This is a genomic window from Leptospira interrogans (assembly GCF_900156205.1).
Taxonomy (GTDB): Bacteria; Spirochaetota; Leptospiria; order Leptospirales; family Leptospiraceae; genus Leptospira; species Leptospira interrogans.
Window position 1 is genome coordinate 197,909 of sequence record NZ_FTNA01000005.1, and the last position, 15,536, is coordinate 213,444.

9 protein-coding genes are annotated in these 15,536 nt (G+C 32.8%); 5 read left to right on the forward strand and 4 right to left on the reverse strand.

Annotated features, from left to right (window positions below; all coding sequences use genetic code 11):
- Positions 1 to 1,149 precede the first annotated feature (1,149 nt).
- Positions 1,150 to 1,380, reverse strand: a complete 231-nt coding sequence (locus BW942_RS06475; RefSeq protein ID WP_001242356.1) for an LIC12628 family protein — start codon at positions 1,378 to 1,380, stop codon at positions 1,150 to 1,152.
- 74 nt (positions 1,381 to 1,454) lie between these two features.
- Between BW942_RS06475 and BW942_RS06480 the strand changes: the two genes are divergently transcribed.
- Entirely contained in the window at positions 1,455 to 2,282 is an 828-nt protein-coding gene (locus tag BW942_RS06480; RefSeq protein WP_000848056.1) for a crotonase/enoyl-CoA hydratase family protein, read from the forward strand.
- Between the two features lies 1 nt (position 2,283).
- Here BW942_RS06480 and BW942_RS06485 read toward each other — a convergent pair whose 3' ends face one another.
- Positions 2,284 to 2,463: a hypothetical protein gene (locus BW942_RS06485; protein WP_001024527.1), complete on the reverse strand. Its 180-nt coding sequence runs from the start codon at positions 2,461 to 2,463 to the stop codon at positions 2,284 to 2,286.
- 111 nt (positions 2,464 to 2,574) lie between these two features.
- Between BW942_RS06485 and BW942_RS06490 the strand changes: the two genes are divergently transcribed.
- The 3 genes from BW942_RS06490 to sph (BW942_RS06500) all read left to right on the forward strand — a co-directional run bounded on the left by BW942_RS06490 (position 2,575) and on the right by sph (BW942_RS06500) (position 8,650).
- A complete protein-coding gene (locus BW942_RS06490; protein WP_001010757.1) occupies positions 2,575 to 3,423 on the forward strand; it encodes a tetratricopeptide repeat protein in 849 nt (282 codons plus the stop codon).
- Between the two features lie 651 nt (positions 3,424 to 4,074).
- Positions 4,075 to 5,946 (forward strand): sphingomyelin phosphodiesterase, encoded by a 1,872-nt coding sequence (gene sph, locus BW942_RS06495; RefSeq protein ID WP_000608695.1) that lies wholly within the window; start codon positions 4,075 to 4,077, stop codon positions 5,944 to 5,946.
- 913 nt (positions 5,947 to 6,859) lie between these two features.
- Positions 6,860 to 8,650 (forward strand): sphingomyelin phosphodiesterase, encoded by a 1,791-nt coding sequence (gene sph / locus BW942_RS06500; RefSeq protein WP_000629003.1) that lies wholly within the window; start codon positions 6,860 to 6,862, stop codon positions 8,648 to 8,650.
- Positions 8,651 to 9,413: 763 nt separating this feature from the next.
- Here sph (BW942_RS06500) and BW942_RS06505 read toward each other — a convergent pair.
- Together BW942_RS06505 and BW942_RS06510 are read right to left on the reverse strand one after the other, a co-directional pair.
- Positions 9,414 to 10,439 carry an LVIVD repeat-containing protein gene (locus tag BW942_RS06505; protein WP_000947957.1) on the reverse strand — a complete coding sequence of 342 codons (1,026 nt, stop codon included), beginning with the start codon at positions 10,437 to 10,439 and terminating at the stop codon, positions 9,414 to 9,416.
- Positions 10,440 to 10,447: 8 nt separating this feature from the next.
- Positions 10,448 to 13,825: a TPR end-of-group domain-containing protein gene (locus tag BW942_RS06510; RefSeq protein ID WP_000577467.1), complete on the reverse strand. Its 3,378-nt coding sequence runs from the start codon at positions 13,823 to 13,825 to the stop codon at positions 10,448 to 10,450.
- A gap of 497 nt (positions 13,826 to 14,322) precedes the next feature.
- On the opposite strand from BW942_RS06510, the gene BW942_RS06515 reads away from it, so the two are divergent.
- Positions 14,323 to 15,486 carry a CBS domain-containing protein gene (locus tag BW942_RS06515; RefSeq protein ID WP_000687885.1) on the forward strand — a complete coding sequence of 388 codons (1,164 nt, stop codon included), beginning with the start codon at positions 14,323 to 14,325 and terminating at the stop codon, positions 15,484 to 15,486.
- Positions 15,487 to 15,536 lie beyond the last annotated feature (50 nt).

The following is a 15,536-nucleotide window of genomic DNA, read 5'->3' on the forward strand; positions in this document are numbered from 1 at the left end:
AATTCTATGTTTCATGAAAATGATCGTTTGAAGTATAAATGATTAGATTGGGTTCTTTATTATTTAGCACTGGGTAACGATCACTAAAGAATACACATTGTATTTGAATGAAAGTAAACGTGATTTAGATGTATGATTTTTCTAAAATAAAATCCATTCAAAACCGTATAACAGGGTTTTAGGATAAAAATTCACGGTATTTAATTTTATAAAAATCAGTAAAACTTTTTAGTTCGAAAAACTTTACAAAAATTGAATTTAAAATGCATTTAAAACCTATATTCACAATGTGACTTAATTTGTGGGAACTACTACGAAAATGGAACGGCATTAGAACTACTCGAAAGCCCGCAAATTGCCAAATGAGAACTTATCTCTAGGAACTACTGCATTTTATTAAAAATTTCTAAAGAATTATTGCGTAAAATTCTTTGAGGTTTTGGGACAAGCTCTGATTTGTGGGAACTACCACAAAGCCTCTATAAAATGATGTGGGAACTACTGCAAATCACAATTTTACGAACAAATTCTGAAATTGTAGGAACTCATGTTGAGTAAGAGGAAAAAACGAACTTCCATTTCGCCTTTGGCCACTTTACCGACATTTCAATTCACTTTCTCTTGAATAAGAGAAAGAAACGGCGGCTCAATAGGGTTGAAAATAATGTATTATAAAATGCTCTATTAAGCTTTCTAAACATAATAATCGCGAACCTATTTTTACCATATTACACAATTGTTAAGCGGAACCGTTACATCGCCAAACAACGAATCCATGCAAGAGCGCGAAAGGTCCGTAATTTACCGGGAGAAACAGGTTCGCAAAAAACAATTCATTCTAAAAGATCGGCTTATCAAAGACAAACTTATAACAGGGTTTTAGGATAGATTGATGAAAGACTGACTATCCATGAGGCAAAGTTCGTCTAACTGAAATTTTTAGAAAAGGAACAAAAGAATTTTTTAGAAGTCATCTCAAATTAAAATTTTTAACAAACGTGTTTTGGTTTGTACAACTTTTAGAGATTTTAAAAGAGATCAATTCACAAACAATTGAATCTAAACTCAACAAACAATCCGACTTAACAGTAAACATTTACAAAGTTTTTAGTTTTAAGAACAATTGGGGAAGTTCTCTATAAATTCGCATTACTTAGGTTTTTTTCGGATCTGCTTGGCTCGATATAAAATCGAATAAGAATGATTTTCCTCTGTCTCTGTAGAATTATACCAAAATCGCTTTTCTGTAAAAATGTGGGAACTACCACGTTCGACCTTTTCTAAAAGTCTCTTCCATTCCTCTTTTGGATGCTGATGACGAATTTTTTCCCAACTGATAATCAATTCTAATCTCCTAAAGATTATGAGAATCATTCTCATAATTAAAAATGTCTACCATTTCTTTAAATCAGGAATGACTTGTAAGAATTTTTTTACTCCCCAAACTGGCCGGGATGAAAACCCATTTTGAATTTTTTGAAATCGTTCCAAAACCAGAAGACAAAACTGCTATCCTTTATCTCAATAGACCCGAAAAAAGAAACGCAATGAACTGGCCTTTTTGGAGAGATCTGCCAGATACAATCGAAGAAATTAACTCGAATCCGGATATTCATTCGTTTGTGATCGCCGCAAGAGGTAAATCTTTCTCCACCGGTTTAGATCTGGATTCTTTTATCCAACAGTTCGGAAGTATAATCCAAGCTCCCTTAGGTAGCGATCGAAGAAAGTTCTTTGATCTCATTTTAAAAATGCAAAAAGGAATCAATGCAGTTTACGATTCCCCTAAACCTTCCATCGCAGCGGTTCAAAAACATTGTATCGGTGGCGGTTTAGATCTGATCTCCGCCTGCGATATTCGTTATGCTACCGTGGACGCGTCTATCTCTCTTAGAGAAGCAAAAGTAGCGATTGTCGCAGATATGGGTTCTATCAACAGACTTCCTTCTATCATCGGACAAGGTCATACAAGAGAATTGGCCTTAACCGGAAAAGACATAGACGGACCAGAAGCAGAAAGGATAGGACTTGTTACTAAAGTATTTTCAACCGAAGAAGAAATGATGAACGCAGCTCTTGCAACTGCAAAAGAAATCGCTGAAAATCCTAAAATAGTCGTATCCGGAATTAAAGACGTAATGAGATATTCTGAAGGAAAACCGTTAGACGCCGGTTTAAATTATGTTGCTCTTTGGAATTCTAGCTTTTTAGATTCCGCAGATTTTAGAGGAGCAATGCAATCTTTTCGGGAACGCAAACGCCCCGTCTATAATCAATCTTAATTTATGCGTAAATGTCTAAGATTTTTCTCTGACCTTCTTCTTTCAAATTCTGAACCCCAGCTTCTACGGCAAGATTCAGCATTTTTCGATTCAGATCGCTTTGTATCTGAAAGATTTCTTTAGGCAGATTAGCTACCCTTTCCAAAAGTAAACTCTGGTTTGCATTTCCATTGATATTCATAAATTCCCTCTTCCGAGAATTTGGGGTTTTATTTTTTTTACCCCGATTCTATTCTCGGATGATCAATAGAAAACTTGATTATTTTTTGAAAATTTTTAATCTGTCAAAACTGTGAATTTCCCCACACTGATCAGATCTGCGATTCAGAGGGAGAATCAAAGAGAATTTACCAAAGCTTTCAATTTATATAAAGAAGCTCTTTCCTTCACCAGTAATCCTAAAACGATTCTTAAAATACTCAATCGCCAAGCTTGGTGTCAGTATCATATAGGAAACACTCGGGAAACTTTAAACCTATTTCAAGAAATCATTTCCAAATATTCAAAAGAACCAGAAAGTTATCTTTATTATTCCAACTATCTCATTAAGATCAACAATTTCAAACAGGCTAAAAAAATTCTCACCAAAGGAATCGATCTATATCCAGATCAATTAGAACTTTATCTTACCCTCGCTTCTCTTTTGAAAGATACCGATCGTTCCAACGAGGCGATCACGGTTTTAAAACAAGCACTGGCTCAGGAAAAACTTTCGAGAGGCAAAGGAATTTTACGCAAGGATATTTGGGCAGAACTGGGAAATCTTTACTATCAAAGGGGAAATTATAACTCTGCTTTGGTTTCTCTCAAAACTTCCATGCGTATGGACAACGACGAAAACTTTCTTCACTACGATATGATCGCTCAGTGTTATCTGAAAGTAGCCGATCATAAAAACGCACTCAAATTTATAGACTTATACATTCAATATTTTGGAGAATCCGATTCGGATATTCTCATTATCAAAGCAAGAGCTCACGCACAACTTGGAGAAAATCATCTAGCATGCGCTTCTCTCTTACAAGCCTACTCCATGGAAAACGGCCTTAAACTCAACGCAGAGGACATGATCGATTTTGCCCCTCTTCTTCAAACTGGTTTTTTTGATACATTAGAAAATGTTGAAATAGAAGATCCTTAATCTGATTGTAAGAACTTTAAGATCAAAATAGTTCCTTTTAATCAAAATTCAAAACAAAGAATACATACTATAACGTGAATTCAACGTAAGAAAATCTAGGTGAATCCAGCTTACCACAGCCAGACTCAGCTCTGGTCAATCAATTGTATACAGGAAACATGATATAATAATCGTCTTTCGTTTCAATTTATTAGAGTTGTTAAAAAAATCCTGCAGTTCAAAATAAAACTACTTCATCGTCATATTTCAATGAAACAGAAATGAATAGGAAATTAATTTTTCAACAACTCTATTATAAAACACGATTTGTCGAGCGACCATAGAAGCGAGACGCTGAGTCTGAAAGAGCGTTTTGTTAAATTTCCCCTCACATCGCCCCCTTTTCGCGCTATACTAAATTTATGCTATCATCCGCTTTCTCTAAAATTATTTAAAACAATATTCAATTTAAAGAATATTATAATAAAATAAAATTTTATAAAAAATACAAATTTTAAATATCCCTAAAATAACGCTCCTTAAGTCTTCAGTTCGATTACCTAAGTATTTTTAGATATTTTATGTTTATTAGTATTTTTTTATAAAATACTATTCATTTTTATGTTATATGATAACATAAAATACAAACATACAGAATGGAGATAGAGAACGATGATAAACAAAATAACAAAACCAAAACTACTTATAGGTTATTACCTATTGTTATTCTCTCTGATACGTTGTTTACCCGAAAAAGAATCCTCATATAAGGATTTATTTACTTCGTTATTATTCCTCCCCAACCAAACAAATAGTAATCAAGTAAATTCGGTTTCCATAAACAACGACCCTGCAAACCCAAATCCAGTTAACCCGGCATCCGCAAATAACAATCAGGTAAACGCAGTTCCAGAAAATGACAATCCAGCAAACCTAAATCCAGTTAATCCGGCATCTGCAAATAGCAATCAAGTAAATGCAGCTCCAGAAAATGGCAGCTCCGCAGATCCAAATCCAGCCAACCTCGCATCTGGAAATAATAATCAAGTAAATGCAGTTCCAGCTAACAATTATTTTACGAAAGAAGATTCCTCAAATAATATTCCTAAAAAAGTAAATTCTAAAAATGTAGAAATAAAAGTACTGAGTCACAACGTATTTATGTTGCCCACAAATCTTCCACGATGGGGAAATTTGGGACACGATGAAAGAGCAAAACGAATTTCAAAATCAGATTACGTAAAAAATCAGGACGTTATCGTGTTCGAAGAAGCCTTCGACACAAGTGCAAGAAAAATTCTTTTAGACAATCTTCGAGAAGAATATCCGTATCAAACAGATGTGGTCGGAAGAACAAAAAAAAATTGGGACGCAAGCTTAGGCAATTTTAGATCTTATTCGCTCGTTAACGGAGGAGTTGTAATCCTAAGTAAATGGCCTATCGAAGAAAAAATTCAATATATCTTTAACGACTCAGGTTGTGGAACGGATTGGTTTGCAAATAAAGGATTTGTTTATGTAAAAATCAACAAAGAAGGAAAAAAATTCCATGTCATCGGAACCCACGCTCAGTCTCAGGATCAGAACTGTTCAAATCTAGGAATACCAAACAGAGCTAATCAATTTGATGACATTAGAAATTTCATATATTCTAAAAATATTCCAAAAGATGAAACCGTTTTAATCGTGGGCGATTTAAACGTTATCAAAGAAAGTAACGAATATTACGATATGATTTCTAGGTTAAATGTTAACGAACCTAGATATGTTGGAGTTCCTTTTACTTGGGATGCAAAAACAAACGAAATTGCTGCATACTATTACGAAAACGAAGAACCGGTTTACTTAGATTATATTTTCGTTTCAAAATCACACGCTCAACCACCGGTTTGGCAAAATTTAGCTTACGATCCGGTTTCTAAACAAACTTGGACCGTATCTGGATATACAAGCGACGAATTTTCGGATCACTATCCGATATACGGTTTTGTATACGCGGATCCTTCTACTCCTACAAAGTCCGGACATAAAAAAAAATACGATCAAGTCTCTTTTCAATCAGCTGCTAATGGTAAATACATTCAAGCAGATCCTAATAGAAAAAACGGATGGTTAAAAGCGGACGCTGTAATAGAAACGGATTTTACTAAATTCAACCTATTGCAAGAAGGAAATTTAAATCCTTCCTGCATAAAAAATGGTCTCGTTAGAATTGAATCTTCCCGTTTTTTAAACTACTTTTGGAACTGGTGGTTAGGCGGAGGTTCCGGTAACTACGGCTATTACTCTAAGTTTAATGACGCTTCCAATCAACTTGAAATTATCAATTTGAGTGATGGATGCCTAGAAAACGGTAGTAAAATCGTATTCAAAGATTATGATACTTATTCTAGAAACCATTACTATCTCACCGTTTGGGACAAAGGAAATTGGAATGAACATCTTTATCTTTGGAAAGATTCGATCAGCCAGAGAGAAATCTTTTATCTCAAATTAAATTCTACTCCGGTAAGAAATTGGAGTGCGGATCTTATTTATCGCTAATTTTTTTCCTGGCCTCTTAAATCCGGAGGCCAGGTTTTTCGAAAAGAAATATTAAAAAAATAATATATTTATAAAACGAAATTATACAAAACTCTTCAAAAACTTTCCTAATCTTATTCAATAAAATACCATAAATTTTGAAACAAATTCTCATTTAGAGACGAATTTTTTAGAAACTATTCTATAGCTTTTGAGTAGTAAAAAAGCGAAAGAATGTATACCAATAATTTCCCATAAAAAGAGCCATAAATGGCGTATAAGATGTTTTCCAGAAACCATAAAATAAAAAACAAACACGGGAATAAAAACAAAATCAAAGATATTTCAATATAAAAATTAAACAGTAAGACCGTCTCAAGATTTAATTTAGAAATTTATACTATAACTTTAAAAAATAAGAAGCCAATTCCAAAAATCTCAAATTCGTCAAAACCAAAACATCTGTAGAACCTGGCATAGTTTGTTATCAATAGAAATACCATTCATTTCATATCCAAAACGAAAATTCTCTTCAAAATCAAAAACACTCTAATTACTATAAATAGAATTGTTGAAAAATTAATTCTCCATCTGTTTCTATTTTATGGAAACCGGCAATTGAAGCAGTTTTGTTAACCGTCACTATGGAATTTTTCAACAACTCTAATAAATAAAACTTCAAAAGCAATTGATTTCAAATTTTGATAACAAGTTTCAATTCAATTTAATTTCAAATTATACATATAAACACTTTTTAGTGTTTAGCCATAGAATAGAATTTTTAAAAATATATCAGCTAACAACGATTATAAAAAATAACATTATATATATAGAATATTACCTAAGTACGTAGAAATAATCAAAACAAAAACATTTTCTAGAAATTACTTTCTTTTTTTTTAAAATACTATATAAAAAATAATGGAGATTTGAGATGATCACAAAGCGAAATATACCTTGTAAAAAAAACTGGAAATATAAGAAAAAATCTATAAGTTTAACACTGATTACAATTTGTTACATGTTTCTTTTCCTTACAAGTTGTAAACCTGGCAAACAAAATTCCATAAATCTTCTATTACTCTTACTGAACACTTTAGATAACAAAAATGTAAATGAGAAAATTGAAGATTCAACAAACACAGATCCTAGTTCAAATGTAAACGAGGAAGATGAAAATTCAATAAACGCAAATGCCAACGACAACGCCCCTTCGGATTCCGACTCTTCAAATCCACGCTCTCCAGACAAAAATCCTGTAAATCCTACTTCTCCAAATTCAAGCTCTGCAGATATAGGAATTAAAATTTTAAGCCACAGCATATTTATGGCACCTACGAATCTTTCAAGTTGGGGCGATTTGGGACAAGAAGAAAGGGCACAAAGAATTGCAAGTTCAAGTTATATAAAAAATCAAGACATTATTGTGTTTGAAGGGTTATCTCATAACAACGCTGAGAAAATTCTCTTAGAAAAAATTCGTTCCGAATACCCATACCAAACCAACGTAGTAGGTAGAACAAAAAAAGGTTGGAATGCAACTCTTGGAGCTTATACAACTTCTCCAATGGCTAACGGAGGAGTTATCATCGTTAGTAAATGGCCTATCGAAGAAAAAGTTCAATATATATTCAACAATTCAAATTGTGGTCAAGACCAGTATTATAACAAAGGATTTGCTTATGTGAAAATCAACAAAGATGGAAAAAAATTTCATGTTATCGGAACTCAGCTACAAGCTCGTGAACCTGACTGCTTTAATTCTGGAGAAACCATACGTAAACTTCAACTCAATGATATTAAAAGTTTTATTGATTCTAAAGACATTCCAAAAGATGAAACCGTTTTGATTACGGGTGATTTAAACATTATCAAAGGAAGTAATGAATATTTCGATATGATCTCTAAACTAAATGTCAACGAACCTAGATATGTCGGAGTTCCTTTTACTTTAGATACAAAAACAAACGCACTTGCCGCATACTATTACGAAAAGGAAAAACCGATTTACCTGGATTATATTCTCGTTTCAAAATTACACGCTCAACCACCGGTTTGGCAAAATTTAGCTTACGATCCAATTTCAAATACAACCTGGAAAAGATCTGATGGATATACAAGTTACGAATTTTCAGATCGTTATCCGGTATACGGTTTTATATATGCGGATTCTTCCACTCCTACAAAATCTGGACATAAAAGAAAATACGATCAGGTTTCTTTTCAATCGACCTTTAATCGTAAATTCATTCAAGCAGATCATAATAAAAAAGACGGATGGTTAAAAGCGGATACAAGAATAAAAACAGATTTTACTAAATTCAATTTATTGCAAGAGAATGTTTCCGAATCTAATCCGTCTTGTATGAATAGTGGGTCAGTCAGAATTGAATCTTCCTATTATTTAAATTATTATTGGAATTGGTTTATTGGCGCAGCCAGCGGTGACTACGGCTATTATACGAAATTTAATAACGGCTCCGATAGCTTAGGTATTAAAAATTTAGACAATGGATGTTTAAAAGATGGTAGTAGAGTTGCCTTCTATGATTGGGATACAATTGGTGGTGGCTATTATTACCTAACAGTTTGGGACAAAGGAAGCTGGAAAGAACATTTGTTTCTTTGGGTACAATCCTTTCTTAGCTCAAGAGAGATTTTTTACTTACATCTAGACTCTAACCCACCCAAAGACTGGAGTAAAGATTTAATCTATCATCATTAGAGTTGTTGAAAAATCAATCCTCCATTTATTTCTATTTCATGAAAACGGACAATTAAAACAGTTTTGTTAATCTGAACTAGGAAATTTTTCAACAATTCTATTAAATTTTCTCTCAAAGAGTAAAGTATTGTTTATTCCTTTTATTTTTTGGCTTTATCAATAAATTTATTATACAATTATATTATTTTTTTATAATATAATTTTGTCATATCTCATTTATTGTACTTGGCATTTTCGATTTTATCCTTAAATCTTTTGTCGGCACAATTAAATTCAGTTTTTACTTTTTCAACGTAAGCTCGACGTAAGGAACACATCATTCTGAAAAAAGTTGGAATCTGAACTCTACAGATTGATCCTTTAAATGTAGGAACTACTGCAATTTATAAAATAGAAGTTTATAACAATTGAATCTATAGTATTCAAGTGTAAGAACTACCACAAAACTTAGATTTGTCTATAAAATGATGCGGGAATTACTGCAAATCACGATTTTACGAACAAATTCTAAAATTGTAGGAACTCATACTTTTAAAAAATTCTTTCTTACGCCGAACTCACGTTTTAAGGTCCCTGGACTACAATCCTACTGTTAAATCTCGTGATTTGTAAGAGTTCCCACACTTTCTAAATTTAGGCGTAGTTCCGACCCAAAGGACCCACTGAATCATCAATAGATCCAACGAATAAAATACATTCAAAATTATTGATGTATTTTTAAAACACTACTTTCTGGAAGAAAACAAGAAGCCTCATTTTATCTTCAAATAATATTTCGAAATAAAGAATTTTCTAATATTTTAAAGGATATAAAATGGTTACCGTGCAAAGCAAAAAAGAAATCTCCTAGCCTATGAGCGTTTTGTAAAGAATCCATAGAAACCAACTTGGAAGTATCCCTAGGTTCCAACCCAGAATCAGAATTACTCACGACTTCAACATATTCATTAGAACTTCTTTGTTTAAATTGTGCGAACAAAGGAACAATTACACGTTGTGTTTTATCCAATAAAACGTAAGAATAATCAAAACCAAAAAGAAAATTACCGTCGGAAAGCTGAAAACAAATAATCGGAGAACGTTCCAAACGAATCGGCTCACCTAAAGGTTGTAAGTTGTAATCCAAAAGCAAAATTCCACTTCTATTGTTTTTTCCCTTTTTAAATTCGCCGTATAAAATGATTTCAGAAGCACCACAAAATACGTTGGATGGATTAAAATCAGAAAACTCTTTTTTGTTTTTGATTTCTAAATACCCGTTTATAATAGAAACTTCATATAAAAATGGATCATTTTTTAAATTGCTAACGGTAAAAATTCTATCACCGAACGGAACAAAACATTCCACACACTTATTTTCAATTTTTAGTTTTTGAACCGGTTGAATTTGATCAGGTAAATTCAAATCTACCAATCCAATTCCCTCCCAATTCATAGCAAGAATTGCATTTTCGCCAATAAGCTTCATGTCATAAATGTCGTAGCCTAATAATACGAAAGAATCTACACGTTTCGGATCGGAGACATTAGACAAATCAAATATATGAAGCGCCCTTTCATTTTCTATGACGTATAACGTATCGTCTTTAATTTCTACTTTTACGATCTCTTTTTGAAACGAAATAGATTGAACATGAGTGAGTTTTTCTGGAATTTCAAGACTAAGAATATGAATTTCATGCGCCTGACCGTAATCTCCGTATACGAACGCATAATCTTTATAAACTACAAATTGGTTTACATTTTTTAGAAAAATTTTATCCAACAATTCCAAATGAAAACTTAACATCTTGATCCTTAATTTAAAGAGTTTATAAATTCCTTATATATTTCGTGATGTTCTATAGATAAAAAATCTTTTTCAGAAAGAATTTTTACTCTATTGTAAATTTCTGGCTCAAGAACTACAGCTTCTTTCAAATAAGATATGCTTCTTTCCGGATCTTGCAACTTGGAATATAAACAGGCCGCGTTAAACTTTGCGAGTGCATAATATTTACGAAAAATATCCGAATACTGCTTATCTAAATCCTCACCAAAAATCTTATCCATAAGTTCAGATTCCTTTGTGTAGTCAAAATGACTCCAATCCATGGAAAAAATTGAATCAAAAGTTTGTTTAGCTATTTCTAAATTGCCAATTTCTATTTGCAAAACTCCTAAATTAGTAGCAATCAAAACATACTCAGGTTTTCTCTGATCCAAACCTTTCAGAATTTGAATCAGAATCGATTCAAACTCATTCAAACGATTTTCATTTTGAAACGCCCAGTAAACGGAAAAAAAACAATATATGATCGTATCCGGGTCCAAGTCTTTTATGGTTTCTACAATTACTAATGAATTTTGTTTTTCCTTAAGTTTAGAAAAAATGAATTTAGCGAGTTCTCTAGAAGAAACCCCTTTGTAGTTTCTAATAAAAAATGACAAATGAGTATGAAAAACTGAATTTTGTAAAAGTTCTTCTTTTAAAAACTCATTTGGATAATACAATTTCAAAATCTGAAAAATTGAAGCTTCCTCGGTTTCCCATTCTAAAAGTTGTAAAAATTCCTTAGAAAAGTTTTTAGAACTTCTTAAAAGTTTAGACACAATCGAAAGGTTGAGAGATAAATTACCAGGTTTTAAAAACGTAACTAGTTCCTTTTCGGAAGCAGAACCTAAGCTTTCGAAAAGGAAGTATTCTTCGGCTTGATTTTGAACCCAGGCCTTATGTGAGTCTATTTCAAGTTTTGAATATTCTTCTTTTAATACGTCTATAAACAAATTCATATCAAAGGATTCTAAATCGGCTACGAAATTACCGTCCCGAAAAAAATGATTTTGAAAAACGAAACGAACTTTTGTATAAAAAGCATATAACTTTCCGAAAGGGATCTCGTCCCAATTCTGATTCGGAAATAAAAGATATAAAAAGAACGCTTTTGAAAGTATAAGATCGTCTTTCCAAAAAATAGGAAGAATTTGTCTTAATTCTTCCATACCCCGTTTGACCCCTTCTTTTTTTTCTATGTAATTTACTTTCAAAAAAACTAATAAATGGTTTTTAGATAACGTTTTATTGAAAATATCTAACGCATCCGCCTTTTCTAGTAAAAAGGCTTCAATTGACTTTGCTACAATCCCACATTCAAGATATACTTTTTGTTTGCTATTGAGTTTCTCATATACATTCAATAACTTTAAAATTTCCGTCATTTCGGATATAATCTGAAAAAAGTTCTCTCGATTTTTTTTAGCCTTATTCCTTAACTTTTCTGCGTAAAATAAAGCAAAACGAAAAGGGACGTCTTGAGGGTCGTTTTTTAGGGCTTTTAAAAACGCATAAAAAATTCGGTTTCGATTTATACTCTTTTCAATATTTTCATAATATACTAAAAAACCAGGCTCGCTATCATAAAGAAGATCTTCCCAAATTTCAGAACGCGCAAAATCTTCTGGAAAATTTTCAAACCGATCTAAAAAATATGCCCAACGTACCGCAGGGGCCTGCTTAGACCACTGATCGTAAAATTCCTCCATATAAAATTCGTTTTCTTTATGCAATTCATGAACAAGAGAAGGAATATCATCACATCCGATGTTGTATAAAATAGTAGCAAGATTACGCGTAGAATCCTCGTAATTATATCTTTCCATCACTTCAATCACTGCGGGAACCGCCCTTTTTGCCTTTTTTCCTAAAGACAAAAGTCTATCTTCAAAAATAAAATCCCACGCTTCTCCAAACCAAGGAAAATTTTTCGGCATACAATGAATCAGATCGATGATCACATCTATAAATTCTTCGGGTGGATCTAAATATATCGGATTTTCTTCGGAATCCAATTGATTGGATTTAAATCTAGCCTCGATCTCCATAGCTAGGATTTTAAATCCAGGATGAGCCAGGGACTTCATTTGATTTAACGTCTCTTCAAACGAATTATAAAACTCAGATCTATATTCTTCCGGTATAGACAAATAAGAATCAAACAGAACATATGAAAAATTATTAATATTAGGAATTGCTATTTTGTATGAATCAACCAACGGAGGTGGGGAACGGAAAAAAACTTTGTTTTGAAAACTTCGGGCGTTTTCCAGATGAGATTTGGGATTGAATTGCGCCAGTTTCCAAAAAAACGAAGAAAATAGATAAGGCTCAAAATCTCTTACTCTTGCAAGTTCTTCGTCTTCAAAGTTATAATTGAGAGAATCTAAGGCTAATTCTTCTAAAATAGATTGAAATTCCGGATTAGAATCTACAATTCTAAGTAAGGTCTGAAATTCCCTAGAGTCTTGTTGATCTAAAAATTTAAGATAAAATAAAAATTCTTCCTTTGCAGAAATGGAATTTTCGATTTTGGATGACGTTTCATACGACGTGAAATTAGGATTCTCTCGAAGCGATTGTAATTCGATCGAAGGCAAAATTTCCAGAAAAAATAATTCCTGAGTGTAAGAGTAACATTCTTCCGAGTTCACTAGAACGTAAAAAGGAAAAACTTTCGGAAACCTTGCGAACCTTTCGTCTAACAAAAGTTTATCTACAATTTCACGAATCATTTTTGCAAATAGAAGCAGTTTAGTATGAACGTGTAAGTCCTTTCCTTCGATTTTTTCTTCTTGATAGTAAATCGAATATTTCCCCTCTTCCATATCGTATATAAAATCATAGAGTTCGGAACTGTTTTCTTCTGTTTCCTCCACATCTTCTCCAGAAGGATACGAATCTTTTTCAAAAATGATTTCGTGATTGAGTCCAAATACATTTGAAACTTCTCGTGTTTCCGGATCAAAATGAATCGAATTTAAAACAGCACTAGAAAATCCATCATCGGACATCTTAAAAAGAAAACCGTTAAAAGGTTTAAATCGATGAATCCTTAAATTTTCCGGATTGAAACTCTCTTCTAAATGTTTTAAGACCAGATCCACTTTTTTAGACAACGGTTTAGAAAAATGAAATCCATCTAACATCTCTTGAAAACGAACAGATAAACTTTTGTATTCTTTCTTTTCGTTTAAAAAGTCGGTAGGTTTTCCCTTTTTATTTTGGTTGCGTTCATCTTGAAAAATTTTCTCAAGAAGTTTTATGGCTCCTTCAAAATCAAAATGATTCAGTCTTTCGAAATAGTCTGAGTAGTATTTTGGAATTGTCTTTTTTTGAAAGTCTTTCGGTCTAAAAATCATAAATTACAGTTCAATCAAAAGTATTCGGTAACATAACAGACGACTTAGAAAGTCATATCACTTTTTATCCTAAAGATTACAAATTGAGGACGTAAATATTGTGAATTCTAAGTAAGAAAGTTTGGGCTCATTTGGCTCCAGCCCTCATATAAAAAATGGATTGCTCGCTTAAACTTTTTCTAGGTCATTCCAATTTTTGATTCTAAAATACAACGTAATCTAACTCAATCCGAGAATACTGAATTAACACGGTGACACGTTACAAAAAATCAATCAACATAACCCATAACAATACGAACCAAACCACTTATGTTTTACTGGATGTTTTAGATAAAAACTCAAGATAAATAGATATTCTTAAAATACCATTATCACCAAATTTTAGGGGAAAACCGAAGGGTTCACACTTATAGTTCTAAACTAAAAAAAGAGAAGAATTTTCTTACAGACCAAAAAATAAAAGTATTCTGACGTAAAACCGGCACTAATTTACTCTCATGAAAATAGAAACCATTTACAAATATTTTCTACTTACACCATCGACACATCTACCCGTCGTAGATAACTCAGGAAAACTGATCGGCTTGTTATCTCGCAAATTGATCCAAATGGAAATGGCTGATTTAAGTAATTCCGAAAAAGAATATGCACAAATTCCGGAATCATTTTTAGAAACAGAAATTCCAGAATCTTTCTTTCAATACTTTCAAAGACAAAAATCAATTCCGGTTTTATCTACAACCGGCGAAAAAAAAGAAGAATGGGACAAGATACAATTGATGGCGGAACTAGGACAACTCGTCTCAGCCAATCGTCCAAGTGCACCTCCCATAACCGAAGTTCAAAAACAAGAAAAAGAACAAAATTCCCGTTTTTGGTTTATGGAACTTATACTTCAAAATTTTCCGGACGGACTTTTAGCAACCGATTTGGAAGGAGGTTCCCTATTTTACAACGAAACCTTTGAACAAAATATTCTGCCTAAAAAATACTTTCGGGATTCAATCCAACAAGCGGAAAGATTACTTAAGGAAATGAGTAAAAATCTTTTAGCGGATTATCTAAAGACCAACGAACTTCGATTAGATGGAAGTTCCACCTTTTCTCTACAAACCTATGTGACCGAACTAGAATGTAACGTAAGAATCATCGTTCTCAAACAAAACTCCAAAATAGTAGGATATCTCTATCATTTCATAACACCTAAAGCCGTATTAGGACGCCAGGACGAAAGTGGACTGGAATTCCCATCCATCCGGGACGCGTTTTTACAAAAACTTCCGCTGGAAACTATGCTTAAAGAAGTGGAAAGTTCATTTATCTTTTATTCTTTAAAAGCAAACCAAGACAATATATCCCATACCGCTCTACAATTAGGAGTTCCTAGAACCACACTTCAAAATAGAATCAAATTTTTAGATCTACAAAATCGTTATTCCCTTTCGAGAGAAAATCCGATTCCCCGTAAAAAAACGTCCACAACCGTTGATTCTACAGAAACCCAGCCTAATAAAAATGAGAAACGTCCGAGTTTAAAAAAACAAACTTCAAAATCCACCGAGGTTTCCAAACAAACTTCCACTCCTAAGAAATCCGGTAAGAATAGAGTAAAAAAGAACTCTTCTTCTAAAACCGCTGTAAAAAAAAGAAGCCGTCGCTGAATAATTTCGTTGACAACTACCGTTCCTATCCGTTATCTCATGGTTAGAGC

Bases quoted from the DNA above. Each gene is read 5' to 3' on its own strand.
- BW942_RS06510 (WP_000577467.1), bottom strand. From the start codon at position 13,825: ATGATTTTTAGACCGAAAGACTTTCAAAAAAAGACAATTCCAAAATAC.
- BW942_RS06485 (WP_001024527.1), bottom strand. From the start codon at position 2,463: ATGAATATCAATGGAAATGCAAACCAGAGTTTACTTTTGGAAAGGGTA.
- sph (WP_000608695.1), top strand. From the start codon at position 4,075: ATGATAAACAAAATAACAAAACCAAAACTACTTATAGGTTATTACCTA.
- sph (WP_000629003.1), top strand. From the start codon at position 6,860: ATGATCACAAAGCGAAATATACCTTGTAAAAAAAACTGGAAATATAAG.
- BW942_RS06480 (WP_000848056.1), top strand. From the start codon at position 1,455: ATGAAAACCCATTTTGAATTTTTTGAAATCGTTCCAAAACCAGAAGAC.
- BW942_RS06475 (WP_001242356.1), bottom strand. From the start codon at position 1,380: ATGAGAATGATTCTCATAATCTTTAGGAGATTAGAATTGATTATCAGT.
- BW942_RS06515 (WP_000687885.1), top strand. From the start codon at position 14,323: ATGAAAATAGAAACCATTTACAAATATTTTCTACTTACACCATCGACA.
- BW942_RS06505 (WP_000947957.1), bottom strand. From the start codon at position 10,439: ATGTTAAGTTTTCATTTGGAATTGTTGGATAAAATTTTTCTAAAAAAT.